The sequence below is a fragment of the Bradyrhizobium sp. BRP22 genome (genome assembly GCF_020194175.1).
Classification (GTDB): domain Bacteria; phylum Pseudomonadota; class Alphaproteobacteria; order Rhizobiales; family Xanthobacteraceae; genus Bradyrhizobium.
In genome coordinates this window covers 1-26195 of the sequence record NZ_JADYVX010000007.1, presented here as the reverse complement: position 1 = coordinate 26195, position 26195 = coordinate 1, and the positions used below count along the sequence as shown (strand labels likewise).

The 26195-nt window shown below is 62.9% G+C and carries 24 protein-coding genes; 9 read left to right on the top strand and 15 right to left on the bottom strand.

Going from position 1 to position 26195, the window contains the following annotated elements; all coding sequences use genetic code 11:
* Nucleotides 1-87: 87 nt before the first annotated feature.
* Together phaC and I6F35_RS11630 are read left to right on the top strand one after the other, a co-directional pair.
* Nucleotides 88-1893 (top strand): class I poly(R)-hydroxyalkanoic acid synthase, encoded by a 1806-nt coding sequence (gene phaC, locus I6F35_RS11635; protein ID WP_225117808.1) that lies wholly within the window; start codon nucleotides 88-90, stop codon nucleotides 1891-1893.
* A 75-nt stretch (nucleotides 1894-1968) separates the two neighbouring features.
* Entirely contained in the window at nucleotides 1969-2367 is a 399-nt protein-coding gene (locus tag I6F35_RS11630; RefSeq protein ID WP_225117807.1) for an MAPEG family protein, read from the top strand.
* Between the two features lie 63 nt (nucleotides 2368-2430).
* Here I6F35_RS11630 and argC read toward each other — a convergent pair whose 3' ends face one another.
* The 4 genes from argC to I6F35_RS11610 all read right to left on the bottom strand — a co-directional run bounded on the left by argC (nucleotide 2431) and on the right by I6F35_RS11610 (nucleotide 6042).
* Nucleotides 2431-3411 (bottom strand): N-acetyl-gamma-glutamyl-phosphate reductase, encoded by a 981-nt coding sequence (gene argC / locus I6F35_RS11625; protein WP_225117806.1) that lies wholly within the window; start codon nucleotides 3409-3411, stop codon nucleotides 2431-2433.
* Entirely contained in the window at nucleotides 3408-4073 is a 666-nt protein-coding gene (locus tag I6F35_RS11620; RefSeq protein WP_225117805.1) for an FMN-binding negative transcriptional regulator, read from the bottom strand. Before I6F35_RS11620 ends, argC begins: the two co-directional genes overlap by 4 nt.
* 329 nt (nucleotides 4074-4402) lie before the next feature.
* Nucleotides 4403-5386, bottom strand: a complete 984-nt coding sequence (locus I6F35_RS11615) for an MBL fold metallo-hydrolase (RefSeq protein ID WP_225117804.1) — start codon at nucleotides 5384-5386, stop codon at nucleotides 4403-4405.
* Nucleotides 5387-5511: 125 nt separating this feature from the next.
* Nucleotides 5512-6042: a DedA family protein gene (locus tag I6F35_RS11610; protein ID WP_225117803.1), complete on the bottom strand. Its 531-nt coding sequence runs from the start codon at nucleotides 6040-6042 to the stop codon at nucleotides 5512-5514.
* Between the two features lie 180 nt (nucleotides 6043-6222).
* Between I6F35_RS11610 and I6F35_RS11605 the strand changes: the two genes are divergently transcribed.
* The 4 genes from I6F35_RS11605 to I6F35_RS11590 all read left to right on the top strand — a co-directional run bounded on the left by I6F35_RS11605 (nucleotide 6223) and on the right by I6F35_RS11590 (nucleotide 10719).
* Complete coding sequence (locus tag I6F35_RS11605; protein ID WP_225117802.1) at nucleotides 6223-6591, top strand: hypothetical protein; 369 nt, start codon at nucleotides 6223-6225, stop codon at nucleotides 6589-6591.
* Nucleotides 6592-6730: 139 nt separating this feature from the next.
* Entirely contained in the window at nucleotides 6731-8788 is a 2058-nt protein-coding gene (gene parE, locus I6F35_RS11600; RefSeq protein ID WP_225117801.1) for a DNA topoisomerase IV subunit B, read from the top strand.
* A 217-nt stretch (nucleotides 8789-9005) separates the two neighbouring features.
* Nucleotides 9006-9785 (top strand): outer membrane beta-barrel protein, encoded by a 780-nt coding sequence (locus I6F35_RS11595; protein WP_225117800.1) that lies wholly within the window; start codon nucleotides 9006-9008, stop codon nucleotides 9783-9785.
* Between the two features lie 163 nt (nucleotides 9786-9948).
* Entirely contained in the window at nucleotides 9949-10719 is a 771-nt protein-coding gene (locus I6F35_RS11590) for a glucose 1-dehydrogenase (protein ID WP_225117799.1), read from the top strand.
* 5 nt (nucleotides 10720-10724) lie between these two features.
* Here I6F35_RS11590 and I6F35_RS11585 read toward each other — a convergent pair whose 3' ends face one another.
* Both I6F35_RS11585 and I6F35_RS11580 read right to left on the bottom strand, forming a co-directional pair.
* Nucleotides 10725-11975 carry an FAD-dependent oxidoreductase gene (locus I6F35_RS11585; protein WP_225117798.1) on the bottom strand — a complete coding sequence of 417 codons (1251 nt, stop codon included), beginning with the start codon at nucleotides 11973-11975 and terminating at the stop codon, nucleotides 10725-10727.
* Nucleotides 11976-12137: 162 nt separating this feature from the next.
* Nucleotides 12138-13565, bottom strand: coding sequence for a caspase family protein (locus I6F35_RS11580; protein WP_225118029.1), 1428 nt, complete (start codon nucleotides 13563-13565; stop codon nucleotides 12138-12140).
* 439 nt (nucleotides 13566-14004) lie between these two features.
* Here I6F35_RS11580 and I6F35_RS11575 point away from each other — a divergent pair, with 439 nt between their 5' ends.
* Both I6F35_RS11575 and I6F35_RS11570 read left to right on the top strand, forming a co-directional pair.
* Entirely contained in the window at nucleotides 14005-15420 is a 1416-nt protein-coding gene (locus I6F35_RS11575) for a DEAD/DEAH box helicase (RefSeq protein WP_225117797.1), read from the top strand.
* Between the two features lie 212 nt (nucleotides 15421-15632).
* Nucleotides 15633-16700, top strand: a complete 1068-nt coding sequence (locus I6F35_RS11570; protein ID WP_225117796.1) for a GGDEF domain-containing protein — start codon at nucleotides 15633-15635, stop codon at nucleotides 16698-16700.
* A 121-nt stretch (nucleotides 16701-16821) separates the two neighbouring features.
* Here the strand turns inward: I6F35_RS11570 and I6F35_RS11565 are convergent, their stop codons facing one another.
* The 9 genes from I6F35_RS11565 to I6F35_RS11525 all read right to left on the bottom strand — a co-directional run bounded on the left by I6F35_RS11565 (nucleotide 16822) and on the right by I6F35_RS11525 (nucleotide 24986).
* Entirely contained in the window at nucleotides 16822-17271 is a 450-nt protein-coding gene (locus I6F35_RS11565) for a TfoX/Sxy family protein (protein ID WP_225118028.1), read from the bottom strand.
* Nucleotides 17272-17417: 146 nt separating this feature from the next.
* The gene (locus tag I6F35_RS11560) at nucleotides 17418-17807 is read right to left on the bottom strand and encodes an iron-sulfur cluster assembly accessory protein (protein WP_225117795.1); all 390 of its coding nucleotides are present in this window, start codon (nucleotides 17805-17807) and stop codon (nucleotides 17418-17420) included.
* A 241-nt stretch (nucleotides 17808-18048) separates the two neighbouring features.
* Nucleotides 18049-18462, bottom strand: a complete 414-nt coding sequence (locus I6F35_RS11555; RefSeq protein WP_225117794.1) for a VOC family protein — start codon at nucleotides 18460-18462, stop codon at nucleotides 18049-18051.
* 6 nt (nucleotides 18463-18468) lie between these two features.
* Nucleotides 18469-18843, bottom strand: a complete 375-nt coding sequence (locus I6F35_RS11550) for an SUF system Fe-S cluster assembly protein (protein ID WP_225117793.1) — start codon at nucleotides 18841-18843, stop codon at nucleotides 18469-18471.
* Entirely contained in the window at nucleotides 18840-20087 is a 1248-nt protein-coding gene (locus tag I6F35_RS11545; RefSeq protein WP_225117792.1) for a cysteine desulfurase, read from the bottom strand. Before I6F35_RS11545 ends, I6F35_RS11550 begins: the two co-directional genes overlap by 4 nt.
* Complete coding sequence (sufD, locus tag I6F35_RS11540; RefSeq protein WP_225117791.1) at nucleotides 20084-21409, bottom strand: Fe-S cluster assembly protein SufD; 1326 nt, start codon at nucleotides 21407-21409, stop codon at nucleotides 20084-20086. The genes I6F35_RS11545 and sufD overlap by 4 nt, the downstream gene beginning before the upstream one ends.
* Nucleotides 21410-21427: 18 nt before the next feature.
* A complete protein-coding gene (gene sufC, locus I6F35_RS11535; protein ID WP_225117790.1) occupies nucleotides 21428-22180 on the bottom strand; it encodes a Fe-S cluster assembly ATPase SufC in 753 nt (250 codons plus the stop codon).
* A 61-nt stretch (nucleotides 22181-22241) separates the two neighbouring features.
* Nucleotides 22242-23738, bottom strand: a complete 1497-nt coding sequence (sufB, locus tag I6F35_RS11530) for a Fe-S cluster assembly protein SufB (RefSeq protein ID WP_225117789.1) — start codon at nucleotides 23736-23738, stop codon at nucleotides 22242-22244.
* A 93-nt stretch (nucleotides 23739-23831) separates the two neighbouring features.
* A complete protein-coding gene (locus I6F35_RS11525) occupies nucleotides 23832-24986 on the bottom strand; it encodes a cysteine desulfurase family protein (RefSeq protein WP_225117788.1) in 1155 nt (384 codons plus the stop codon).
* A gap of 349 nt (nucleotides 24987-25335) precedes the next feature.
* Between I6F35_RS11525 and I6F35_RS11520 the strand changes: the two genes are divergently transcribed.
* Nucleotides 25336-25983 carry an alpha/beta hydrolase gene (locus I6F35_RS11520; RefSeq protein WP_027584377.1) on the top strand — a complete coding sequence of 216 codons (648 nt, stop codon included), beginning with the start codon at nucleotides 25336-25338 and terminating at the stop codon, nucleotides 25981-25983.
* Nucleotides 25984-26195: the final 212 nt, after the last annotated feature.

Here is a 26195-nt window from a genome sequence, read left to right as displayed (position 1 = left end):
AACAATGCGAAAGCCTAGAGAAATCCTACATCGTCGTTACTGCACCGCGCGATGACGCGGGAGAACCGAAGCGATAGTGTCGATTGCATGAGCGACGTTACCATCGAAACCCAGGCCGCGAAGAAATTCGACGGCGAAGCCTTTGCGATGAACATTGCGCGTGCGCTGGAGAGCTCCGGCCAGGCGCTTGCAGCCTATCTGAAGCCGCGCGAGGGCGCTGACATCAAGGACAAGGCTGGAGGCGAGTTCGCCGAGGTGATCAAGACCTTCACCGCGGTCGCCGAATACTGGCTCGCGGACCAGGACCGGGCCGCCGAACTCCAGACCAGGCTCGGCAAGGCGTATCTCGACCTGTTCGGCTCGGCCGCGCGCCGCATGGCCGGTCAGGAGGCGAAGCCTGCGATCGATCCGGCACCGCGCGACAAGCGCTTCGCCGACCCGGAATGGCGATCGAACCAGTTCTTCGATTTCATCCTGCAGCTCTATCTGCTCACCACGCAATGGGCGCAGGACCTGGTGCGCAACGCCGAGGGCGTCGATCCGCACACCCGCAAGAAGGCCGAATTCTACGTGCAGCAGATCACCAACGCGCTGGCGCCGTCGAATTTCGTTCTGACCAATCCGGAAGTGCTGCGCACCACCATGGAGACGAACGGCGACAACCTCGTTCGCGGCATGAAGATGCTGGCGGAGGACATCGAGGCGGGCCATGGCACACTGCGGATCCGCCAGTCCGACCCGACCAACCTCGCGGTCGGCGTCAACATGGCGACGACGCCGGGCAAGGTGATCTATCAAAACGATTTGATGCAGTTGATCCAGTATTCGCCGACCACGGAGATGGTGCTGCGCACGCCGCTCCTGATCGTGCCGCCCTGGATCAACAAGTACTACATCCTCGATCTCAGGCCCGAGAAGTCCTTCATCAAATGGTGCGTCGACCAGGGGCTGACCGTATTCGTGATCTCCTGGGTCAATCCGGATCGCGAGCTCGGCAAGAAGAGCTTCGCCGACTACATGACCGAAGGACCGCTGACCGCGATGGACGTCATCGAGAAGGTCACGGGCGAGATGAAGGTTCACACCGTCGGCTATTGCGTGGGTGGCACCCTGCTCGCCGCGACGCTCGCCTGGCTCGCCGAGAAGCGCCGCGTGCGCGCCACGTCGGCCACCTTCTTCGCCGCGCAGGTCGACTTCACCCATGCCGGCGACCTGCTGGTGTTCGTCGACGAGGACCAGATCTCCGCGCTCGAGCGCGACATGGAGCAGCGGGGCGTGCTCGAGGGCAGCAAGATGGCGATGGCCTTCAACATGCTGCGCTCGAACGATCTGATCTGGAACTATGTCGTCAGCAACTATCTGAAGGGGCAGCCGCCCGCCTCGTTCGACCTCTTGCACTGGAACTCCGATGCGACGCGGATGCCGGCGGCGAACCATTCCTATTACCTGCGCAACTGCTACCTGGAGAACCGGCTTTCCTCCGGCAGCATGGTGCTGGACAACACGCTGCTCGATCTCTCCAAGGTGAAGGTGCCGGTCTACAATCTCGCGACCCGCGAGGACCACATCGCGCCGGCGGAATCGGTGCTGTACGGCTCGCAGTTCTTCGGCGGACCGGTGAAATATGTGCTGTCCGGCTCCGGCCATATCGCCGGCGTGGTCAATCCGCCGGCGGCCAACAAGTACCAGTACTGGACCAACGACAACATCAAGGACGCCAAGCTTTCCAACTGGCTGAAGAGCGCCAGGGAGCACAAGGGATCGTGGTGGCCCGATTGGCGCGAATGGCTGGAAAGCATCGATGCCGAGAAAGTCCCGGCGCGCACCGTCGGTTCGGAGGCGCTGCCGCCGATCGAAGAGGCCCCTGGCAGCTATGTCCGGGTGCGCGCGTAGCGCGATGCGCGCCGCTTCGGTATAAGCGAGCGTCCCGTCTCGTCGACGGGACGCAGATCAACCGAGGGGAAACCAATGACGCGTGAACTGTTCTGGCTGACGCTGACGGTGATTCTGACCGGCGTATTGTGGATCCCCTACATGATCAACCGCTGCCAGACCCGCGGCCTCGCCGGCGCGATGGCCAACCCCTCGCGCAACGACAAGGCCCAGGCCGACTGGGCAAACCGGCTGATGTTCGCGCACGACAATGCGGTCGAGAACCTTATCGTCTTCGCGCCGCTGGTCCTAATCCTCAACGCAATCGACTATTCCAGCACATGGACCGTGCTCGCCTGTGCGGTCTATTTCTGGTCGCGCGTCGCGCACCTGATCGTCTACACGCTCGGCCTGCCGGTGTTCCGCACCCTCGCCTTCGTCATCGGCTTCCTTGCGCAGGCCGTGCTAGCCCTCGCGATCTTCAGGGCGTTCTGAGCAACCCTGCACGCCATCATGGCCGGGATCAGCCCGGCCATGATGGGCCATAAATCGTCGGTGCTACTTGTCGGGCAGCCCCAGCATCAGCCGCATGTTCTGCACCGCCGCGCCTGAGGCGCCTTTGCCCAGGTTGTCGAGACGTGCGACCAGCACCGCCTGATGGTGCTTGTCGCTGCCAAAGACATACAGCTCGAGCATGTTGGTCTCGTTCAACGCCTCGGGCTCGATCCGCCCGCTCCTGGCGGCCTCGTTCTCCAGCGGCATGACGGAGACATAGCGGCTGCCAGCGTAGCGTTTCGCCAATGCCGAGTGCAGGTCAGCCACGCCGGGCTTGCCTGGCAATGTCTCGAGCTGCAGCGGCACCGACACCAGCATGCCCTGCCGGTAGTTGCCCACCGACGGTATGAAGATCGGCCGCCGTGTCAGCCTTGAGTAAAGCTGCATCTCCGGCACGTGCTTGTGCTCGAAACCGAGACCATAGAGTTCGAACGCCGGCGCCGTGCCGTCCTCGAAGCTTGCGATCATCGACTTTCCACCACCGGAATAGCCGCTGACGGCGTTGACCGTGACCGGATAATCCGCAGGCAGGAGGCCGGCGTCGACCAGCGGCCGGAGCAGCGCGATCGCGCCGGTCGGATAGCAGCCGGGGTTGGAGACCTTCCGCGCCGCCCGGATCTTCTCCGCCTGATCCGGCGCGAGCTCGGGAAAGCCGTAAGCCCAGTCGCTGGCGACCCGAAACGCCGTCGAGGCATCGAGCACATGGGGGGCCGCCGCGCCCATGCTGTCGATCAGCGCAACAGTCTCCTTCGCGGCATCGTCCGGCAGGCAGAGGATCACGAGATCCACCTCCTCCATCAGCGCGCGCTTGGCGCCTGCGTCCTTGCGCTTGTCTTCGGCGATGCTCTTCACCATCACGTCGTTCTGCAGCCGAAGCCGCTCGTTGATGCCGAGGCCCGTTGTTCCGCTGGCACCGTCGACGAACACGGCAGGCCTGGCGGAGCTACCGACAGTCGGGGATTGCTTGACGTCCGAGAGGCTCATGGCTCGCTCCTTTCGAGCTTGTTCGTTTCACTTGCAAAGGCGTCGGGTCGCGCTTCCCGCATCAGATCTGCAATCTGCTGCGCCCCTGCATCGGTCCGCGAGGCGAGCGCGCCCGCCACCGCCGCGTAGTCGGTTTCGGATTTATGCTGGTTGAGCTTGAAGCTGCCCTCAACCTCTTCAACCGTCATCTCAAGGCCCACGATTGCCTTCTTCATCGCCTCCAGCCGCGCCGCGGTCATCTTCGCCGACGTCCACGGCTTCTTCGGCAATAGCCTATTCTCGTACTTGGCGCTGAGCGTATCGATCTGCACTGCCAGCTCATGATCCGACAGCGGCCGCACCGGACCGGTCAGGTGCACGGCCTGATAGAGCCAGGTCGGCACTTGATCCGGCGAAACATACCAGTCCGCCGACACATAGGCATCCGCTCCGGTGACGGCCAGCAGCCAGGACAAAGTCCCCGCAAGCTTTACCAGCGGATTGTGACGGGCGAGATGAAAGGTCGCGCGCGGCGTTCCGTCCGCCGCGTAGGACAGGTAGAACGGCAGCGGCGAGGCGATCGGCTTGGCGCCGTCCCAGGCGCACACAAGGCCGAACCCGCGCGCTTCCGCAAAGGCGAGACTTGCGGCGCGGTCGGGCTTGAACGGCGGTGGCGTATACATGTCGAACTCCGGAGGTAGCTAGGAGCCGCCAGACCGACCGCGTTTCTTTTTCGAGGAAAGATGCCGCGGGAAGTAATCCGGCGGCAGAGGCGATGATCTTAAACGCAGACGACCGCCCATACCGCGCAAGCGCGGCGGCGACGGGCGATGGAATTGGTCGCGATGAGGATCATGGACGAGGCTATAGGGTCGCGAACGGCGCGCGTCAAGATACGAACGCCGTCATTCCGGGCAACGCGGAAGCATCGAACCCGGAACGTCGCGCCACAACCTCCCGGCTTTCCGGATTCGCGCGCTGACGGTGCGCGCTCCGGGATGCTGAAAGCGGTTCAGATCACTGGATTCCACGGCGCCGGGATCACCCGGTAGCCATTGCCGTCCTTCTCAATATTGGCGAGCCCGGGGAACGGATAGTGGAAGCCCTGCAGTTGCAGCTTCTCGGCGGCCACCATGTCATAGACCCGGCGACGGGTCTTTTCGGCCATGGCAGCGTCCTGGTCGAAGAACGCGTGCCAGCCCGGATTGGTCGCGAACGGATTCGGATTGTTGGTGACGTCGGACTGGATGAAGACTTTTCCAGATCCCGACGACAGCACGTAAGAAGTGTGACCCGGCGTATGGCCGGGAGTCTCGACCGCGAGCAATCCCGGCGCGACCTCCTTGCCCCACTCGTAGGGCGTCACCTTAAGGCTCGCCTCGAAGATGCTGCGGTTGTTCTTGAAAAGGTTCTGCATCCGCCCGGCTGAGGCGCGGCTCATCTCGCCGTCATCCATCCAGAACTTCCATTCCACCGCCGGCACCAGCACCTCGGCGTTCGGAAATGCCGGGGTGCCGTCCGCTGTCAGCAACCCGTTCACATGATCGCCGTGGAAGTGGGAGATCACGACCATGTCGACCGCCTTGGGATCGAATCCCGCCGCGGTCATGTGGTCGATGAACAATCCGTTGGCACCCTTGCTGTTGGCTTTCGCCGTGGGGCCATTGCCGGTGTCGAGCACGATGAGCTTACCGCCGGCGTTGATCACGAGCGGGGCGAAATGGATCGTGAACACATCGCGCGGCAGGAATGCCTTTTCCAGTGCCTCGTTCACCTCCTCTTTCTTCGCATTGATGATGAAGGAGTCTTCCAGCTTGAAGACGTTCTTGCCGTCGGACACCACGGTGACTTGGGTGTCACCGACCTTGTAGCGGTAGAAGCTTGGCGCCTGCTTGTCCGCAAGTGGCGCCGCAGCCTGTGCGGGAATGTTCGGCAACAGCGGCGCGGCAGCAATGGCGGCTGCGCCCGCAAGGGCGTGACGACGTGTCATTTCCATGATGCTCTCCCAGTGAAACGATGACCGCGGTATTTCCGCGTTGGCCTCCTGCAAGACCGATCTACCGGAATGGAGCGCCCGGTACCGTCGGGGCTAACCCCCACCTCAAGCGCTTATTCCACCGCTCACACCGATCGCCACAACCATTCGGCGACATGCGCCATCACGTCTCCAAACAGCAGCAGCACGGCCGACCAGACCAGCGCCGAGACGAAATTGGCGATCTGGAATTGCCAATATGACATTTCGAAAATACCGGCCGCGAGCGGAACCGAGGCGCGCAGGGGTCCGAAGAAGCGCCCGATGAAAATGCTGGGCACGCCCCACTTGCGCACGAAAGCCTCGCCGCGCTCCAGGATGTCCGGGTAGCACGACAGCGGCCACATCTGCGCGACCTTCTCCTTGTAGCGGTAGCCGAACCAATAGGAGACCCAGTCGCCGAGCGCCGCGCCGATGCCACCGGCAATCCAGACCGGCCAGAAGCTGATGCCGCTTACCCCGATCAGCGCGCCGATCCCGACCAGCGCGCCCCACGCCGGGATCAGCAGCGAAATGAAGGCGAGCGACTCGCCGAACGCCAGCACGAGCACGATTGGCGCGGCCCAAACCTGGTGGTGGCGCACGAAATCGGCCACGGCACGCGCAAATTCTTCCATGTAGTGAACGCCTTCCCCGCCCCGCTCAGATGGCTTGAACCTTTCTGCGGGCTCATAGCCTAAGGACAGGTAAGCCAGCCCCTTGCATGACAATCAAGTCACAAAGCCGCAGGAAGGGGCGTGATTTCAGTTCCGGCCCAGGGCCGGACCGGTTTTTTCCTGTAAAGACGAGGTTTTTTGATGATTGGATCGTTGATGATGTGCGTCAGTGCGGTCGTTCTTCTGCTCGGAATGCTCGGTGGAATTGCCATGGGTATCCAGCAAAACTTCATCCTGGCACCTGCGCATGCGCACCTGAACCTCGTCGGCGGAGTGCTTTTGTTCCTGTTTGGGCTCTACTACCACCTGATTCCAGCGGCCGGGACCACAATGCTGGCTCGAATCCAGGGCTGGCTGCACATTTTCGGCGCGATCCTATTCCCCGCCGGCGTCGCCATCGTGCTTCTGAAGGGATCCTCGTTCGAGATCGCGCCAATTGTGGGATCATTCATGGTGATTGCCTCCATGGCGCTGTTTGCCCTCATCGTGTTCCGCACCTCGCGTGCCTGATTGAGGATCCCCATATTTCCTGTGACCGCCGGGCGAAGGCAGCGATTGCTGCTGCCCGGCGGTCACTTTTTAAGCCTATCCGTGGCATAGTCAGGTTGACTGATTCGCTGCGCGCTGTTCGCGCAATCTATGAAGAGCCATGTCCAAATCACTGAAGTCCGCTGCAAAAACCAAATCCAATGATGATCTCTTCGCGGGCGCTGCGTCCAAGGGCCGGGCGCCGTTGAAGGTCGCTGCGCGATCGGGTTCCGGTGAGGCTGACTATACCGCTGCCGATATCGAGGTGCTCGAGGGGCTGGAGCCGGTCCGCCGGCGGCCCGGCATGTATATCGGCGGCACCGACGAAAAGGCACTGCACCACCTGTTCGCCGAAGTCATCGACAACTCGATGGACGAGGCGCTGGCGGGGCACGCCACCTTCATCGAGGTCGAATTGACCGCCGACGGCTTCCTGACGGTCACCGACAACGGCCGCGGCATCCCGGTCGATCCCCACCCGAAATTCCCGAAGAAATCGGCGCTCGAAGTGATCATGTGCACGCTGCACTCGGGCGGCAAGTTCGACTCCAAGGTCTACGAGACCTCGGGCGGCCTGCACGGCGTCGGTATTTCCGTGGTCAACGCCCTCTCCTCACAGCTCGAGGTCGAGGTCGCGCGCGGCCAGAAGCTCCATCGCATGACGTTCGAGCGTGGCCATCCCAAGGGCAAGCTGGAAGACCTCGGCAAGGTCAATAACCGCCGCGGCACGCGCATCCGCTTCAAGCCCGATACTGATATTTTCGGCGGCAAGGCCACGTTCAAGCCGCAGCGCCTGTTCAAGATGACGCGCTCGAAGGCGTACCTGTTCGGCGGTGTCGAAATCCGTTGGCATTGCGACGAGGAACTGCTGAAGGGCGTCGAGGACGTTCCAGCCGAAGCGACCTTCCACTTCCCCGGCGGCCTGAAGGATTACCTCGCCGCCGCGATCCACGCCGACACGCTGGTGCATCCGGACATCTTCTCGGGCAAGTCGGGCCGCAATGGCGCCCATGGCGCCTGCGAATGGGCGGTGGCGTGGACGGCGGATGCCGATGGCTTCCTCTCCTCCTACTGCAACACCGTTCCGACTCCCGATGGCGGCACCCATGAATCAGGCATGCGCAGCGCGCTGCTGCGCGGCCTGAAGGACCATGCCGAACGTGTCGGCCAGGGCAAGCGGGCTGCGCCGGTAACGTCGGAAGACGTCATGGTCGGCGCCGCGGTGATGCTCAGCGTGTTCGTGCGTGAGCCCGAATTCCAGGGCCAGACCAAGGACCGGCTGGCCACGGCGGAGGCCCAGCGCATCGTCGAGCAGGCAATCAAGGATCCGTTCGACCACTGGCTGTCGGGCAATCCGGTGCAGGCCAACAGGCTGCTCGATTTCGTGATCGAGCGCGCCGAGGAACGGCTGCGCCGCCGCCAGGAGAAAGAGGTTGCGCGCAAGACTGCGGGCAAGAAGGCCCGCCTGCCCGGCAAGCTCGCCGATTGCACCGACGCCGGACTTGCTGGCTCCGAACTCTTCATCGTCGAGGGCGACTCGGCCGGCGGCAGCGCCAAGCAGGCGCGCGATCGCAAGCTGCAGGCCGTGCTGCCCCTGCGCGGCAAGATCCTCAACGTCGCCTCTGCCGGCAAGGACAAGCTGATGGGCAATGTCCAGCTCAGCGATCTCGTGCAGGCGATCGGCTGCGGCACCGGTGCACACTACCGCGAAGAGGATCTGCGCTATCAGCGCATCATCATCATGACGGACGCCGACGTCGACGGCGCCCATATCGCATCGCTGCTGATCACCTTCTTCTACCGTCAGATGCCGCGGCTGATCGACGAAGGGCACCTCTATCTGGCGGTGCCGCCGCTCTACAAGCTCACCCACGGCTCCAAATCGGTCTATGCCCGCGACGACGCGCACAGGGATACGCTGATCAAGAGCGAGTTCAATGCCAACGCCAAGGTCGAGATCAGCCGCTTCAAAGGCCTTGGCGAGATGATGCCGGCCCAGCTCAAGGAAACCACCATGGACCCGGCCAAGCGTACCCTGCTGCGGGTCGTTCTGCTTGCCGACGACCGCGAGGGCACTGCCGACTCGGTCGAGCGATTGATGGGCACCAAGGCGGAGGCGCGGTTCGCCTTCATTTCCGACAAGGCGGAATTCGCCAGCGACGACATGCTAGACGTCTAATCGCCAGCCCTCCAGCCTTAACCCTCTGTACATGCGGCGGATTTTGGTCCGGTACCGTAGCACCAAGGCGCTTCGGCCAACAATTCACCGGAGCGTTTTCAGGTAAGTGTGCCTGTCCCGCAACAGCATTCCCGGTTGAAACAGCTATAGTTTGTGCAGCTACGGAATGGAATCGACGCAGCCGTCAGGCGTTCGTCTAGCAAGTTGGGGATTGGATATGAAGAAATTGGCGCTCGCTGTGGCCACGGTTGCAGCACTGACGGGGTCGGCCTCGGCGGCCGATCTTGGCGCTCGGCCGTATACGAAGGCGCCGCCGCCGGTTGCGCCGGTTTACAACTGGACGGGCTTCTACATCTTCGGCGGTGGCGGCGGCGGTTTGTGGGACGCCGACAGCAATGTTGAGACCACCGTTGGCCAGATTCCCCTGTCGCGCGACACGCGGCTCGGCGGCGATGGCTGGTTCGGTACCGTTGGTATCGGCTACGACTGGCAGTTCAGCGGCCGCTGGGTTGCCGGCGTGTTCGCCGACGGCCAGTTTGGCAGCCTCCGCGGCTCGCTGACCGATCCGATCAACGACATTGAAGGACGCGTGAAGCTCCGGACCAGCTATGCGGCTGGTGTGCGCCTCGGCTATCTCGTTGCGCCGAATGTCTACTCCTACGTCAACGGCGGCTATTCAGGCTCCGAATGGTCGGGCACTTCCATGAACGACTTGGCCGGGAACCCGACCGGGGTGACCACTGATTCGTTCCGTCGCGATGGCTGGTTCGTCGGTGGTGGCGTCGAGAATAACCTCGATATCTTCGGCATCAGCGCGCCCGGCTGGTTCATGAAGACCGAATACCGCTCCGCGTTCTACGACCGTATCTCCCTGCCGGAGTCGTTCCTCGGTGCGCCGACGGGAGTTTCGACGACCTTCAAGCCCTGGGTGCAGACCATCAGCACCTCGATCGTCTACCGCTTCAACTGGGGCGCTCCGGTCGGCGGCAGGTACTGATCTCTGCTAAAATGGCAGGCGGAAGCCCCGGCATTGTCCGGGGCTTTTTTGCGTCTGCGGCTGGCGCTCGTTGCAACACGGACAGGTCTGCGACATCCGGGTCTGGCAAAGGCTCGCCCAAGTCGGCATCTTCCCCCAAGCTCAACAGAAGCGGAACACACCAATGGGAACGTCCCTCTTCGACCTTACGGGCAAGGTTGCGATCGTCACCGGCGGCAATGGTGGAATCGGGCTTGGGATGGCACGCGGACTGGCGGACGCTGGTGCTGCGATCGCCGTCGTCGGCCGCAACGAGGCGAAATCGGCAGCCGCGGCCGCTGAACTCGGACAGCGCGGCGGGAAGACCATTGCAGTGGCCGCCGACGTCACCGACGGCAAAGCCGTCGCCGATATGGTAGCGCGCGTCAAAGGCGAGCTCGGTCGGATCGATATCCTCGTCAACAACGCCGGCATCAATATCCGCAAGCCGCCGCATGCGCTCGATGTCAGCGAATGGGACAGCGTGATCTCGACCAATCTCACCAGCGCGTTCCTGTGCTCGCAGGCGGTCCATCCGGCGATGAAAGAGGCCGGCGGCGGCAAGATCATCAATATCGGCTCGATGATGTCGATCTTCGGCGCCGGCTTCGCGCCGGCCTACGCCGCGAGCAAAGGCGGCATCGTGCAGTTCACGCGCGCCTGTGCCTGCGCCTGGGCGCCCGACAACGTCCAGGTCAACGCGATCCTGCCCGGCTGGATCGACACCGACCTGACCCGGCGCGCCCGCAGCGAGATCGCCGGGCTGCATGAGCGGGTGCTGGCGCGCACGCCGGCGGCGCGCTGGGGCGATAGCGGCGATCTGTCGGGGATCGCGGTCTTCCTTGCCTCGCCGGCTTCTGATTTCGTCACCGGCACCGCCATCCCCGTCGACGGCGGCTATTCGATCATGGGCTGAATCCTTCAGGAGAGCGCCGGCGACTGCACATGTTCGGGTCGCACGCCGATTCCGACGAAGCGCGCGGTGATGCCCTGCAACCAGGGTACGGCCGTGATCAGCCGTACCACGAGCGGGACCTTGAGCGGCTGGTTGGCTGGCCCCAATGCGCTGCTGATGATCCTGTTCTGCACGATGACCTGCATCCGCTGCGTCATCTTCATCGGAAACTCGCGCCGCTTTCGCACGGCGTCGAGTTCGTCCTCGGTCGGACATCCGCCCGCAAGCCGCGCCGCGAGCAGATTGGCGGTCGCGACCGCATCCTGCACCGCGAGATTGACGCCGACACCGCCGACCGGCGACATCGCATGCGCGGCGTCGCCGATGCAGAGCAGCCCCGGCAGCGTCCAGCGCTTCAGGCGATTGATCGCAACCGTCAGGAGCTTCACGTCGTCCCAGCTTCTGACGTCGGAGATGCCGGACTTCAGGATCGGCGCCAGCCGCACCACGTCGTCCAGCAGCGCGGCCAGTCCCCTCGCCTTCACCGCATCGTATTGCCCCTTGGCGATGACATAGGCGCATTGCCAGTAATCGCCGCGATCGAAGGTGACCATCATCTTGCCGGGCTCGACGCGCGCGAACAGGTTCTCGCTCTCGTCCGGCCGCCGCCCGACGCGGAACCACAACACGTCCATCGGCGCCCCGATCTCCTCGACCGCAAGTCCGGCACGCTCGCGCACCGTCGAATGACGGCCATCGCAGGCAATCGTCAGATCAGCCTCGATGTCGAGCGTACCCTCCGGTGCCTCGGCCCTCACGCCCGCGACCGCTTCACCGTCGCGGATCAGGTCGGTCGCCTCCGTGCTCATCAGCACCTGCAGCGAGGCGAAACGCTTGCCGCTCTCGCGCAGGAAGTTGAGAAAGTCCCATTGCGGCATCAAAGCGATGAACGGGTATTTTGCGCCGACGCGAGAGAGATCGGCGATCCGCACCTTTGCGCCGCCGAACATCCCGTCGAGCTTTTGCAATTGCTGGTGCGGCAGCTTGAGGAAGCCGTCGATCAAGCCGAGTTCGTCCATGACCTGCAAGGTCGAGGGATGCACGGTGTCGCCGCGAAAATCGCGGAAGAAGTCGGCGTGCTTCTCCAGCACCACGACGTCGATGCCGGCGCGGCCCAGGAGATAACCGAGCATCATGCCCGCCGGCCCGCCGCCGACGATGCAGCAGTGCACTTTCATCCTGCGGGCTGACGGGTGCTGCATCACCTTGGCGGTCATGATGTCCTCGTCGAGACTTCGATGCTCGGCCGGAATTGTAGCGCCGGTCCAACAGGCGAGATGACTAGAGCGTTTTCGAGCGAAGTGTATACCGGTTCGCGTGAAGAAAACCCAACAAGAATCTAGAGCTTCGGTTCTGATTCAATCAGAACCGAAAATGTTCTAGCGCCGGAACGTCTTGATCTCCGACACGCTACCGTCGCGATAGGTCAGCTCCACCGAGACCGACTTGGTCTGCGGCGCCAGCTTCAGATAGGGCTGCGCCTCGTGCGGGATCACACTGGGATCGCGGGGATCGCAGGGCGGCATTTTCAGCACCTTGTCCGGCACCGCACTGTCGATGCCGACACGCGCCTCGCGGATCGCGCAGCGATAAGACATCAGATGGGTGTAATAGATCAGGAGCCCGTTGAACTCGCGGAACGACAGCCAGCTCGTTGCGGTCATGTCGAGGATCTTGCGCTGGTCGCGGATCAAGGCTGCTTCGGGGTCGAACCGGATCGGAAACGGTCCCTGCATCTCGCCTGCCGTATCGACGTAGCGGACCTGGATGGTGCCGGCCTGCGCATCGGCCGGCAGCTCGATCGAAGGATTGGGCATCCGCTTGCGGGTGCGCGGATCGAGCGTGTCGATGAACCCGGTCTCGCGGAAATTGCCGCCGTCGCCCATCCGCCAGGAAATCCCGAGCGCAGGGTCCGCGATCGAGAACACCACCGTCCAGCCGCCATTATGGCGCGAGAAACTCGCGATCGGCGCATTGACGGAATCCTCCTTTGGGATTCGCGGCACCGAGACCGGCGGCAACGCCGCAAGCTTCTGCGGAGCCTCGGCAGGCCCCGCATCCGGCCCTTTCGCCATACCGTTCAGGAATACGTCGTCGACCATCTGGTCGAAATAGACCGGGATCTGCTTGTGCCTGATGGTCTCGGCCGCCTCGCTGACCAGGCGCCGCGTGTGCTGGGCGACCTGCACCAGATTCCTGCCGGGCTGCAGCAGCTCCTTGGCGAAGGTACGGGTGAACACCGAATTAGGATTGGCGTCGTCGTTCGACAGGCGATCGAGCGCGGTCTGGCGCGGGCCGGCCGAGAACACCGAGAACACGCCCTCCGGCAATTGCGTCATCGGCGCAAGCCCGCCGCCGCCGGCGACCGCGCGCGTTCCCGGCCGCTCGAACGGATTGTTGCGGCAAGCGTCGAACACCAGGATCGAGGTGCGCGCCTTCTTGTTCTGCAGGCGCTCGACGATGCGGTCAGCGAGGACGGATGCGTCGCGCACCAATTCCTCCTGGCCCTCGGTCGCAGCCGGCACATCGGTCGGCAGCAGGAAATTCTGGCCGGCGATCTCGAAGCCATGGCCGGCGTAGAAGAAGAATGCGGTGTCGCCGGGTTCGATCGCCTTGTCGAAGGCGAGCAGCGTCTCGGAGAATTGCTGCCGGTTCTGGTTCTCGGCAATCATCACGGAGAAGCCGAGTTGCTTCAGCGTGTCACCCATGGTGCGGGCGTCGTTGACCGCCTTCTGCAGCTTTGGGACGTATTTGTAGTCGTTGTTGCCGACCACCAGCGCCACGCGCTTTTCGGCCTGCGCCGGCATGGCGAGAGTGACCGATGCCAGGGCAATGCCTGCCACCCTCAGAACTCTCGAAAGCAAGCCAGCCATCCTCTGCCCCCGTCTCACCAAGCGACCGTCGATGGCGTAGTCGATACACCGCCCCAACCGGTTCAGTGTATGACCTTTCATTCGCCGACCAATACGGTCCCGCATGTGACGGCCAAATGACAGCTCGCCCGTTATTTGTGCGAAAACATTAAGCTTTTTCGGTCATTTGGGCGGTTCCCAGATTGACTTTGGCGATTTCGAACCTATGTTCCGGGCAACGCGGCCTTGGATCGAAACGCGATTCCCTGAGTTTGCCGCCCGTCAGCGTCAGTCAGAGCCCCCGAGCTTTTTTGAGAAGCAACGCCGTTTCGGGGCGAAACGCGACCAGCCTTTTTACCTTCGATTCCGAACGGCGGTGTCGACAAGAGGCTCAATGTCTTTTTCCAATCTTGGCCTTTCCGACAAGGTCTTGGCCGCCGTAGCGGCCTCCGGATACACCAATCCCACGCCCATCCAGGAACAGGCGATCCCCCACGTTCTGGCCCGCCGCGATGTCCTCGGCATCGCGCAGACCGGCACCGGCAAGACCGCCGCCTTCGTGCTTCCGATGCTCACCATCCTTGAGAAAGGCCGAGCGCGGGCACGGATGCCGCGGACCCTGATCCTGGAGCCAACGCGTGAGCTCGCCGCCCAGGTGAAGGAAAACTTCGACCGCTATGGCGCCGGCCAGAAACTCAACGTGGCGCTCCTGATCGGCGGCGTCTCGTTCGGCGACCAGGACAGCAAACTGACCCGTGGCGTCGATGTCCTGATCGCAACCCCCGGCCGGCTGCTCGACCATACCGAGCGCGGCGGACTATTGCTCACCGGCGTCGAACTGCTGGTGATCGATGAAGCGGACCGCATGCTGGACATGGGCTTCATCCCCGATATCGAACGCATTTGCAAGCTGGTGCCCTTCACCCGGCAGACGCTGTTCTTTACCGCCACCATGCCGCCGGAAATCCGGCGCGTCACCGATACCTTCCTCCACAACCCCGTCAGGGTTGAAGTCTCCAAGCCGGCGACCACCGCCGTCACAGTTACGCAGTCGCAGGTGCCCGCCGGGCGTGAGCCGCACCAGAAGCGCGAGATCCTCCGCCGCCTGCTGCGCGACGCCAAAGACCTCAACAACGCGATTATCTTCTGCAATCGCAAGCGTGAAGTCGCCATTCTTCACAAATCGCTCCAGAAGCACGGCTTCAGCGTCGGCGCGCTGCACGGCGATATGGATCAGAGCGCCCGCATGGCGGCGCTCGATCAATTCCGCAAGGGCGAATTACCGCTCCTGGTCGCCTCCGACGTTGCCGCCCGCGGTCTCGACATTCCCGCCGTCAGCCACGTCTTCAATTTCGACGTCCCGCACCATCCCGACGACTATGTTCACCGCATCGGCCGCACCGGCCGCGCGGGCCGCACCGGTACCGCAATCTCGATCGTCACCTCGCTCGATACCAAGTCGGTCGCCGCGATCGAGAAGCTGATCGGTCAGCCGATCCCACGCGCCGAAGGTGACTTCACGGTTCAATCGGATGCGAGCGAGACGGACGAGCAGCCACGTGAGGCACGACGGCGCGATGGTTCGCGCGAGCGCAGTGGCCGCAATTCGCGGCGCGAACGCGAGCCGCGTCACGGCCATGGTCGCGAAGGCCGCAACGGCAATGCGCAGCCGCAGGCCGCCGCTAGCCCGCGCGTGCCTTCGATCGGACGTCCGGAGCCGCGACACACGCCGCGCGACGTCGACTCAGAGCCGGCCGATCACTCGCATCTCCCCGCGTTTCTGCTGCGCCCCGTACGCGCTCGCGTCTAGCGCTTTCCGGCAGCGTCGGCTCAAATCAAGCCGACGCTCTAATCTCTTGGCCCGGCTCTTTTTTTCACGCCGCTGATTCTTGCGTCAGGATCATCGGCACGAACCGTGCAATTGTAGTGTTTACGGGGCGTTCATTATCCTCCATTAGCGTGACAACGATAATTTTAGTCATTGCGGCTGGGCAGCGCGGCTCGGCATTGGGGACTTGATCAGTGGTCAAGCTGCTGGACGAACACGAACGCACGATGGCTTTTGCCGAGGTTGCGCTTGGCCAGATCAGGTCGCTCCGACAGACCGCAGTCCCCCGCAATTATGAAATCTGGTACGTGTACGCGACCGGATATAACGCTCCGCTCAACAAGATCATCAACGAGACTCTGGCGCGCAATGGCAGGCTGAGCGAAGCCGATCTCGAGCAGATCTACGAGACCTATCTCTCGCACATCAAGACATCGGACCGCATCGACAAGGTCGGCGCACGCGTCATCGGCGAGATCGACGATGTCGTGACGTTGATCTCGGATGCCCTCGCCATGTCCGCGAGCTATGACGCCAGCCTGAGCGGCGCCAGCGAAAAGCTCGCTGCCGCAAAGAACCGCGACCAGTTCAAGCCGATCATCGAGCAGCTCGTGAAGTCGACCCGCGAGATGCGCGAAACCAACAAGGCGCTGGAGAGCCGCCTGGCGCTGTCAAAGACCGAGATCAGCAATCTCCAGCACAGCCTGGAGGCGATCCGCGCCGAAAGCCTGACCGATCCGCTGACCGGGCTCGGCAACCGCAAATATTTCGACCGCTCGATCGAGATGGCGGTGCAGACCGCGATCGCCAATGAAGAGCCGCTGTCGCTCCTGATGTTCGACATCGACCATTTCAAATCGTTCAACGATTCCTACGGCCATCTCACCGGCGACCAGGTGCTGCGGCTGGTCGGCATGTCCCTGAAACAGACCATCAAGGGCCAGGACATCACCGCGCGCTATGGCGGCGAGGAATTTGCGGTCGTACTGCCCAACACCGCGCTGCGCCAGGCGCTGACGGTCGCCGACCACATCCGCCGCGCCGTGATGGCGAAGGAATTGAAGAAGAAGTCCACCGGCGAGATCCTCGGCCGCGTCACCATCTCGGTCGGCGTCTCCATGCTGAAGCCGGGCGACGACACCGATGCGCTGATCGAGCGTGCGGATGCCTGCCTCTACGCCGCCAAGCGCGCCGGCCGCAACCGCGTGGTCTGCGAAGTCGACCCCGAATACACCGCCGAAATCCGCAGCCGCGTGGCTTGATGCTTGCGAACGCGCTCCGCGCCCGCTCCTCATGGTGAGGAGGCGCGCAAGCGCCGTCTCGAACCATGAGGCCCCTATCTCGCCCGCGGCCATCCTTCGAGACGGCCGCTATGCGGCCTCCTCAGGATGAGGACTTTCTTTGTGGCGATTTCTGTTTGGCCTTCTTCGCCACTTTCTTTTTTGCCACGCGCTTCTTACCCGCGCCCTTCTTGGCCGACTCCTTCGCCGCCTTCTTCCGTCTCGGCCGCTTGCGCGAGGCGGCGCGCTGCGCGGCGGCGAGCGCGGCCCGCGCCCACTGCGCCAGTTCTTCGGAATCGTCGAACAGCCGCGCCGGCAACTGCCAGTAGGAGTTCACCGTGACGGTTCTGGTGCTTGTCTGATATTGGAACGGCTTCGATCCTTCCGCTTCAAACCGCGGAATGGTCTCTTCGTCGGCGCGGAAATAAAGCCCGGCGCGCAACGATAATGCGAAGTTGGTGCCGTCGGCGGAGATGCCATAGCCGGAGAACATGCGGCGGATGGTGACCGGGCCGAAATCCGCAAACAGATCGATCAGGAATTCGCGGTCCATCATGGCGCCCCAGCCACAGACGTTAGCCCCTCATGGTGAGGAGCCGCGCAGCGGCGTCTCGCCATGAGGCCTCGATCCCGCCCGTGGCCATCCTTCGAGACGCGCTACGCGCTCTCAGGATGAGGTCGGTGCATTTGGCGAGAGGCTTACACCTTCGCCGGCGTGAGCTGCACCGACTCGCCGCAGCCGCAGGCGGAAACCTGGTTCGGGTTGTTGAAGATGAACTGCGCCTGCATCTTGTCGGCCTTGTAGTCCATCTCGGTGCCGAGCAGGAACAGCACTGCCTTGGGGTCGACCAGGATCTTCACGCCTTTGTCCTCGACCACCTCGTCGGTCGGCCGGATCTCGTGGGCGTATTCGACCGTATAGGATTGTCCGGCGCAGCCGCCATTCTTGATGCCGACGCGTAGGCCGACGATCTCCGAATCGGCGCGCCTGGTCAGTTCCGTGATCCGCGCGGCCGCGGCGTCGGTCAGCTTCATCACCTGCGGGCGCGGCCGCGGCTTCGGCTTGGCAACTGGTGCGATGGTATCCATTGCAGTGGATCTCCTTGCCGCCGCACGGCGGCGAAGTCTGTTAGCTCTAAAAATAACAACGAAATTCCGGCTGTGAAGGTCTCATGTTCCAACGTGGCCCAGAACTTGTCCGGAAAATCGTCTCACGTTTCCGAACCATTGCTAGAGCATGATCCGGAAAAGTGTGAAGCGGTTTCCGAAAAGATCATGCTCAAACAATAACCTAAAGCGCGATGTTGGTTCATCCTCATCTCATCGCGCTTTAGTAGATCGCCCATACTCCCGGTGTGACCAATTCAAGTAGGTGCCGGTCCGGATCGCGGAAGTAGATGCTCTTGCCGCCGCGCGGCCAATCGGTCCTGCCTTCGATCGCGATGTCGTGCTCGCCCAGCCGTTTTTCCCAGGCCGGCAACTCGTCGGCTGCGATGGCAAAGGCCGCGTGGATCGGGCCGTTGCCGTCGTGCGGCGGAATGGTGCCGCCGGGCAAATGGACCGTCTCGAGCGTGGCGCCGCGTTGAAACAGCAGCAGCACGTTACGGCCTCCCACGTCGAAGGCCAAAAACCGCGAATCGCTGGTCAGAGGCACAAGACCAAGCACATCGGTGTAGAACGCACGCGCGCGGTCGAGATCATCGACATAAAGCGCGGTCTCGATGACACCGGATAGCTTGGGCAACGAACCTCACCACATGTTGAGCACGAGGCGGGCCTCGTCGCTCATCCGGTCCGGCGTCCAGGCCGGCTCCCAGACTATGTTGACGTTGACGACGCCAACGCCTGGAACGCTGGCCAGCGCATTCTCCACCATGGTCGGCAACTCGCCGGCGGCCGGGCAGTTCGGCGTGGTCAGCGTCATCACCACATCAACGCCGCGGTCGTCCTTGAGATCGACCTTGTAGATCAATCCGAGCTCATAGATGTCAGCCGGAATTTCCGGGTCGAACACCGTCTTCAGCGCCGCCACGATCTCCTGGCTCAGACGCTCGGTCTCCTCCGGCGGCAAGGCGGAGTTCGTCTCCACATGGGCGGTTTTGACGTCTTCGGCTGTCTCGGTCATGCGAACAATTCCCCGGCCTTGATCAAGGCTTGCGCCAGATGGTCGACCTCTTCTTTCGTATTATACATGCCGAACGAGGCCCGGCAGGTGGCAGTGACATTGAACCGCTCTAAGAGCGGCATCACGCAGTGGGTGCCGGCGCGCACCGCAATGCCCTGGCGGTCGATCACGGTGGCGACATCATGGGGATGGGCGCCCTTCATCTCGAAGGAGATCACCGGCCCCTTCTCGCGCGCGGTGCCGATCAGCCGCAGCGAATTGATCTCGCGCAGGCGTTCCTGGGCATAGGTGACCAGGCCGTGTTCATGGGCGGCGATGCGCTCCTTGCCGATCGAATTGACGTAATCGATCGCGGCCCCCAGCCCGATCGCCTGCACGATCGGCGGAGTTCCGGCCTCGAATTTGTGCGGCGGGTCGCCATAGGTGACCCAGTCCTTTGCGACCTCGCGGATCATCTCGCCGCCGCCGTTATACGGCCGCATCGCGACCAGCAGCTCATGCTTGGCATAGAGCGCGCCGATGCCGGTCGGCCCGTAAACCTTGTGGCCGGTGAAGGCATAGAAATCGCAGTCGAGGTCCTGGACATCGATCGGCAGATGCACCGCGCCCTGCGCGCCGTCGACCAGCACCGGAATGCCGCGGTCATGCGCGATCCTGACGACGTCCTTGATCGGGACCAGCGTGCCGAGCGCGTTCGACATCTGCGTGATCGCGACCAGCTTGGTACGCGGCGAGAGCAGCTTCTCAAATTCCTCGATCAGGAAATTGCCGTCGTCATCGACCGGCGCCCATTTGATGACGGCGCCATGCCGCTCCCGCAGGAAGTGCCAGGGCACGATGTTGGAATGGTGCTCCATGATCGAGAGCACGATCTCGTCGCCCGGCCCGATATTGGGTTCGCCCCATGACGATGCGACCAGGTTGATCGCCTCGGTGACGTTGCGGGTGAAGATGATCTCCTCGGTGCGCCGGGCGTTGACGAACTGCGCCACCTTGGTGCGGGCGCCTTCGTAAGCCTCGGTCGCGGCATTGGCGAGGTAGTGCAGTCCGCGGTGCACATTGGCGTATTCGGTCTTGTAGGCTTCGGCCATACGGTCGAGAACCGCGTTCGGCTTCTGCGCGGAGGCCGCGTTGTCGAGATAGACCAGCGGCTTGCCGTAGATCTGCAGCGCCAGCGCCGGAAAGTCTTCACGCACCCGCGCGATATCGTAAGCGCCGTTGGCGACCGCCGGATGCATGCTCATCCCCTTGCCTCCAGCCAGCGCCGTGCCGCCGCGATCACATGCTCGCGCAACGAATCGCTCGTGATGGATTCGATGGCCTCTCCGACAAAGGCCTGGATCAGCAACGCCTGCGCTTCCTTCTCGGGAAGGCCGCGCGCGCGCAGATAGAACAAGAGGCTTTCGTCCAGCGCACCGGTGGTGGCGCCATGACCGCAGGTCACGTCGTCGGCGAAAATCTCGAGCTCGGGCTTGTTGTCGGCCTCGGCCTCATCGGACAGCAGCAGCGCCCGCGTCATCATCTTGGCGTCGGTTTTCTGCGCATCGGGACGGACGATGATGCGGCCCTGGAACACCGAGTGAGCGCGATCGTCGATCACGGCGCGGAACACCTCGCGGCTGGCGCAGTTCGGCACCGCGTGATCCATGAACAGCGTGGTGTCGGCGTGCTGGCGGCCCTTGATCAGGTTGACGCCATTGGTGTCGACCCGGGCGCCCTCGCCTGCGAACACGATGGTCGGCTGATAGCGGCTGACGCTTGCGCCCGACACCATGCCAAACGTGTTGAGCTGCGCATGCGCGCCGAGCGTCACCGCCGCGGAAGCGATGTTGAAGGCTTCCAGTCCGTCCTCGACCAGACGGAGATGATCAAGCCGCGCGTTATCGTCGAGCGAAACGATCAGGGAGTCGTAGGTCTGATACGCCTTTGCGCCCTCGGCGGCGACAAAACTTTCCACCAGCGTCGCGGCCACATCGCGTCCGATCCGGAGCAGCGAACGGGTGAACGTCGCAGCCGGTGTAGTCGCGCTCGCGACATGGACCACGTGGAGCGGTTGCTCGAGCACGGTGCCGTTGGCAATCTCGATCACGACGCCATCGGTCGCCATCGCCGTGTTCAGCGCGATCATGGGATTGGAGTTATCCGACGCCAGCAACTCGCTCTGCAGCGCGCCGTCTCCAGCCTCCAGCACTTCGCGCAGCGTGCGAACGGACAGGCCCTTCTCGGACTTGCCAAGGTCGGAAAGTTTTGGCGCGAACACGCCGTCGACCAGCACCAGACGGCGCGTGCGTTCGATAGCGTGCAGCTTGAGCGCGGTTTCCGCGCGCGACAGCGCCGCCGTGTCCGGTGCTGCCGCCAGCGGCAACACTTCGCGCATCAGGACGCGCAGATCGGTATATTTCCAATCCTCGATCCGGCGGTGCGGGAGGCCCGCACGCTCAAAGGCCTCAAAGGCCTGCCGCCTTTGCTCGGCGACCTTGCCCGAGCCAGGCAACCGCTCGCGTGCGAGCGCAAAGCTGCTGCTCACCGCGCGTCCGGTATCGGTTTTTGCCAACACGACGTTCATCACGAATTCCGTTCAGGCTCAGGCGGCGTCTTCGAACTGCGCGTAGCCGGATTCTTCCAGCTGCAACGCCAGCTCCTTGCCGCCGCTCTTCACGACACGCCCCTTCGCCATCACGTGCACATAGTCCGGCACGATGTAGTTGAGCAGCCGCTGGTAGTGGGTGATCACGACCATCGCGCGCTCGGGCGAGCGCAACGCATTGACGCCGTCGGCCGCGATCCTGAGCGCGTCGATGTCGAGGCCGGAGTCCATTTCGTCGAGGATGCAGAGGCTCGGCTCGAACAGCGCCATCTGCAGGATCTCGTTGCGCTTCTTCTCGCCGCCGGAGAAGCCGACATTGACGCCGCGCTTGAGCATGTCCTGCGGGATGTTGAGCCCGGCTGCGACGGAGCGCACCTTCTTCAGAAAGTCCGGCACGAGCAGTTCGCTTTCGCCACGTGCCTTGCGTTGCGCGTTCAGCGCGGTACGCAGGAAATTCATGGTGGTGACGCCCGGGATTTCCACCGGATACTGAAACGCCAGGAATACGCCCTTGGCGGCGCGCTCGTCCGGCTCCATTTCGAGCAGGTCCTCGCCGCGGAACAGGATCTGTCCGCCGGTGACTTCGTAGCCCGGCTTGCCGGCGATGACATGGGAGAGCGTCGATTTGCCGGAGCCGTTCGGCCCCATGATCGCGTGCACCTCACCGTCGTTCACGGTCAGCGACAATCCATGGAGGATTTCGCGATCCTCGACACGGACCTGGAGGTCTTTCACTTCGAGCAATGCCATTACAGTTTTCCTAGGTAGCATCCTTAAGGCGCCGCTACGGCAGGCCTGCGAAGGATGAGGATTATCCAACCGAACCTTCGAGCGAGATCGAGATCAGCTTCTGCGCCTCGACCGCGAACTCCATCGGGAGCTGCTGCAGCACGTCCTTGACGAAGCCGTTGACGACGAGGCCGACCGCTTCCTCCTGGCTCAGCCCGCGCTGAGTACAGTAGAACAGCACGTCCTCGGAGATCTTCGAGGTCGTCGCCTCGTGCTCGAACGTCGCCGACGAGTTCTTCGCCTCGACGTAGGGCACGGTGTGCGCGCCGCACTTGTCGCCGATCAGGAGCGAGTCGCAGGCGGTATAGTTGCGCGCGCCGGTGGCTTTGCGGTGCGCGGTGACGAGGCCGCGATAGGTGTTCTGCGACTTGCCGGCGGCGATGCCCTTGGAGATGATCCGGCTCGAAGTGTTCTTGCCGAGATGGAGCATCTTGGTGCCGCTGTCGACCTGCTGGTAACCGTTCGAGATCGCGATCGAATAGAATTCGCCGCGCGAATTGTCGCCGCGCAGGATGCAGCTTGGATATTTCCAGGTGATCGCAGATCCGGTCTCGACCTGGGTCCAGGAGATCTTCGAATGGTTGCCGCGGCAGTCGCCACGCTTGGTGACGAAATTGTAGATGCCGCCCTTGCCTTCGGAGTTGCCGGGATACCAGTTCTGCACCGTCGAATATTTGATCTCGGCGTCATCGAGCGCGACGAGCTCGACGACCGCGGCATGCAACTGATTCTCGTCGCGCTGCGGCGCGGTGCAGCCTTCGAGGTAGCTCACATAGGAGCCCTTGTCGGCGATGATCAACGTGCGCTCGAACTGGCCGGTGTTGCGCTCGTTGATGCGGAAATAGGTCGACAATTCCATCGGACAGCGCACGCCCGGCGGCACGTAGACGAACGAGCCGTCGGAGAACACTGCCGAGTTCAACGTTGCAAAGAAGTTATCCGAGGTCGGCACCACGCTGCCGAGATACTTCCGCACGAGTTCAGGATGCTCGCGGATCGCCTCAGAGATCGGCATGAAGATCACGCCGGCCTTCTTCAGTTCCTTCTGGAAGGTGGTCGCCACCGACACCGAGTCGAACACCGCGTCGACGGCGATCTTGCGCTGCTCCGACGGCTCTCCGCCCGGAGGCGGCTCGACGCCCTCGAGGATCGCGACTTCGCGCAAGGGAATGCCGAGCTTCTCGTAGGTCTTGAGAATCTCCGGATCGATCTCGTCGATCGACGACAGCGTCTTCTTCGGCTTCGGCGCCGCGTAATAATAGAGGTCCTGGTAGTCGATCTTGGGATAGTTGACGCGCGCCCAGGTCGGCTCGGTCATGGTCAGCCAGCGGCGATACGCCTCCAGGCGCCATTCCAGCATCCAGGCCGGCTCGTTCTTTTTCTCTGAGATGAAGCGGACGATATCTTCCGAGAGCCCCTTGGGGGCCTTTTCGGACTCGATAAGCGTCTCGAACCCATATCGATACTGATCGACGTCGATCCGTCGGACACGGTCGACCGTCTCCTGTACAGCAGGCATTCAATCCTCCGCTCGCGGTTTCAAGGACCGCGGTGGATCAGTTCTAAAGAGTGGTACGGTTGCTTAGTGGACGAAAAACCCGCTTAGAACCGTTCAAGCTGTGTTTCGTCCCCCTCTAAGTAAGGTATTGGCGAGCGTTAGCCAAGCCTTTACGGTCAAATCTATATCTGTTGGCGATGTAGACCAGCCAAGACTAAGCCGCACTGCTCCCTGGGCGAGGTCCGGCTGGAACCCCATGGCGGCCAGCACATGCGAGGGCTGGACCTTTCCCGAGGAACAGGCGGAACCCGAGGATACAGCGATACCGGCCAGATCGAACCCGATCACGGCTGTCTCGGCCTTCAAACCGGGCGCGGTGAACAACGTCGTGTTCGGCAGCCGCGGCATACCGTCGGAGAATACAATAATACCACCAATCTCCCTCAGGCCGGCCTCAAGCCGGTCCCTCAGGGCCTTCACCCGAGTCATATCGTTCGAAAGGCTGGCCATCGCGACCTTGGCAGCCACGCCAAAGGCCGAGATGCCGGCAACATTCTCGGTACCGGCACGGCGTCCCAGTTCCTGGCCGCCGCCCCGCAGCAGGGGTTCGAGCCCCTCCATGCCGTCAGCCAGAACCACGGCCCCGACGCCCTTGGGACCGCCGATCTTGTGCGCGGACAGCGTCACCAGATCCGCCTGCAATGACTGCAGATCGAACGGCATCTTTCCGAACGCCTGGATCGCATCGACGTGGAGCAGGCCGCCGGCGGCATGAACGATTTCGGCCGCCTCCGAGACCGGCTGCAACGCGCCGGTCTCGTTGTTGGCAAGCATGACCGACACCAGCGCCGGCGGGCCGTCAGCGAGCTTGCCGCGGAGGTGATCAAGGTCGAGCACGCCAGACGGCGTCACGGCGACAGTCTCGATGGCCTCGGCCGCAAAGCGTCCCCCCGATAGCACCGATGCATGCTCGATCGCCGACACCAGCAGCCGCTGGACAGGCGCACCGCCGCCGCGTCGCATCCCCGGCGTCAACGCCAGCGCGTTCGCTTCCGTGCCACCGGAGGCAAACACCACGTCCTGCGCCCTGCCACCAACCGCCGCTGCAATCGCGCTCCTCGCGTCCTCGACCAGGCGCCGCGCCTGCCGCCCCTCGGCATGCACAGAGGACGGATTGCCGCACAATTCCCATGCCGCCGCCATTGCCGCCTTCGCCTCAGGGCGAAGCGGCGTGGTCGCATTCCAGTCGAGATAGACTCGGCCCTTCATGAGGTAATATAATACCTAAATACGTCTTCCAGCCTCTTGCCTGCAATCTTCACTCGAGTCTTGCCGGCGTTATGCCAGTTGGTAACTGCGATGACGCCCGCAATCACCAGCTAACGCATTGAACACGCTTGGCGATGTTCAAGATGCTTGCTTTTTGCCCCTCGCCTCATGCTAGAACGCGGGCCTCAAAACCAACCGAGGCGCCGTTCGTTCGCGGGAAGCCGCCTGACGACGCCGATCGCGGTAATCCAGCCACTTTGTCTGCCGGGGGCCGATAAAGTCAGCACAACTCGGTTGATTGCCCAGCGCCAACCAATGGTCAAGCGTAGGATCACTCAAGGGATCACGGATGCCTGAAGTTATTTTCAACGGCCCGGCGGGCCGTCTCGAAGGCCGTTACCACCCGGCCAAGCAGAAGAACGCGCCGATCGCCATGATCCTGCATCCGCACCCGCAGTTTCACGGCACGATGAATCACCAGATCGTCTACCAGTGCTACTATGCCTTCGCGCATCGTGGCTTCTCAGTGCTGCGCTTCAACTTCCGCGGAGTCGGTCGCAGCCAGGGCTCGTTCGATCACGGCACCGGCGAATTGTCCGATGCTGCGTCCGCGCTCGACTGGGCGCAGAGCATTAACCCGGAAGCGCGCGCCTGCTGGGTCGCGGGCTTCTCGTTCGGCGCCTGGATCGGCATGCAGCTTTTGATGCGCCGGCCCGAGGTCGAGGGCTTCATCTCGATCGCGCCACCCGCCAATCTCTATGACTTCTCGTTCCTGGCGCCCTGCCCGTCCTCCGGCCTGATCGTGCATGGCGACAAGGATGCCGTGGTGCCGGCCAAGGACGTCAACACGCTGGTCGAGAAATTGAAGACGCAAAAGGGCATCGTGATCGATCAGCAGGTCATCCCCGGCGCCAACCATTTCTTCGACGGCAAGCTCGAACCGTTGATGGAAACGGTCACCGGCTATCTCGACATGCGCCTCGCCAACGTGCGCTGACGTTGCGGGTCCTGTAGCCCGGGTGGAGCGAAGCGCAACCCGGGAAAACTACATCCGCCTCACGAGCGGCCCCGGATTGCGCTTCGAGACTGGGTAAGAATCTGAGCTTTTTGTAGGAACGAGTGTACGATTCGGTATGACGAATCGTAGGTTCAAGACCGGCGTCAGCCGGGATCAGGTCAGCCTTCTACCTGCACGGGTCGAAGATTATG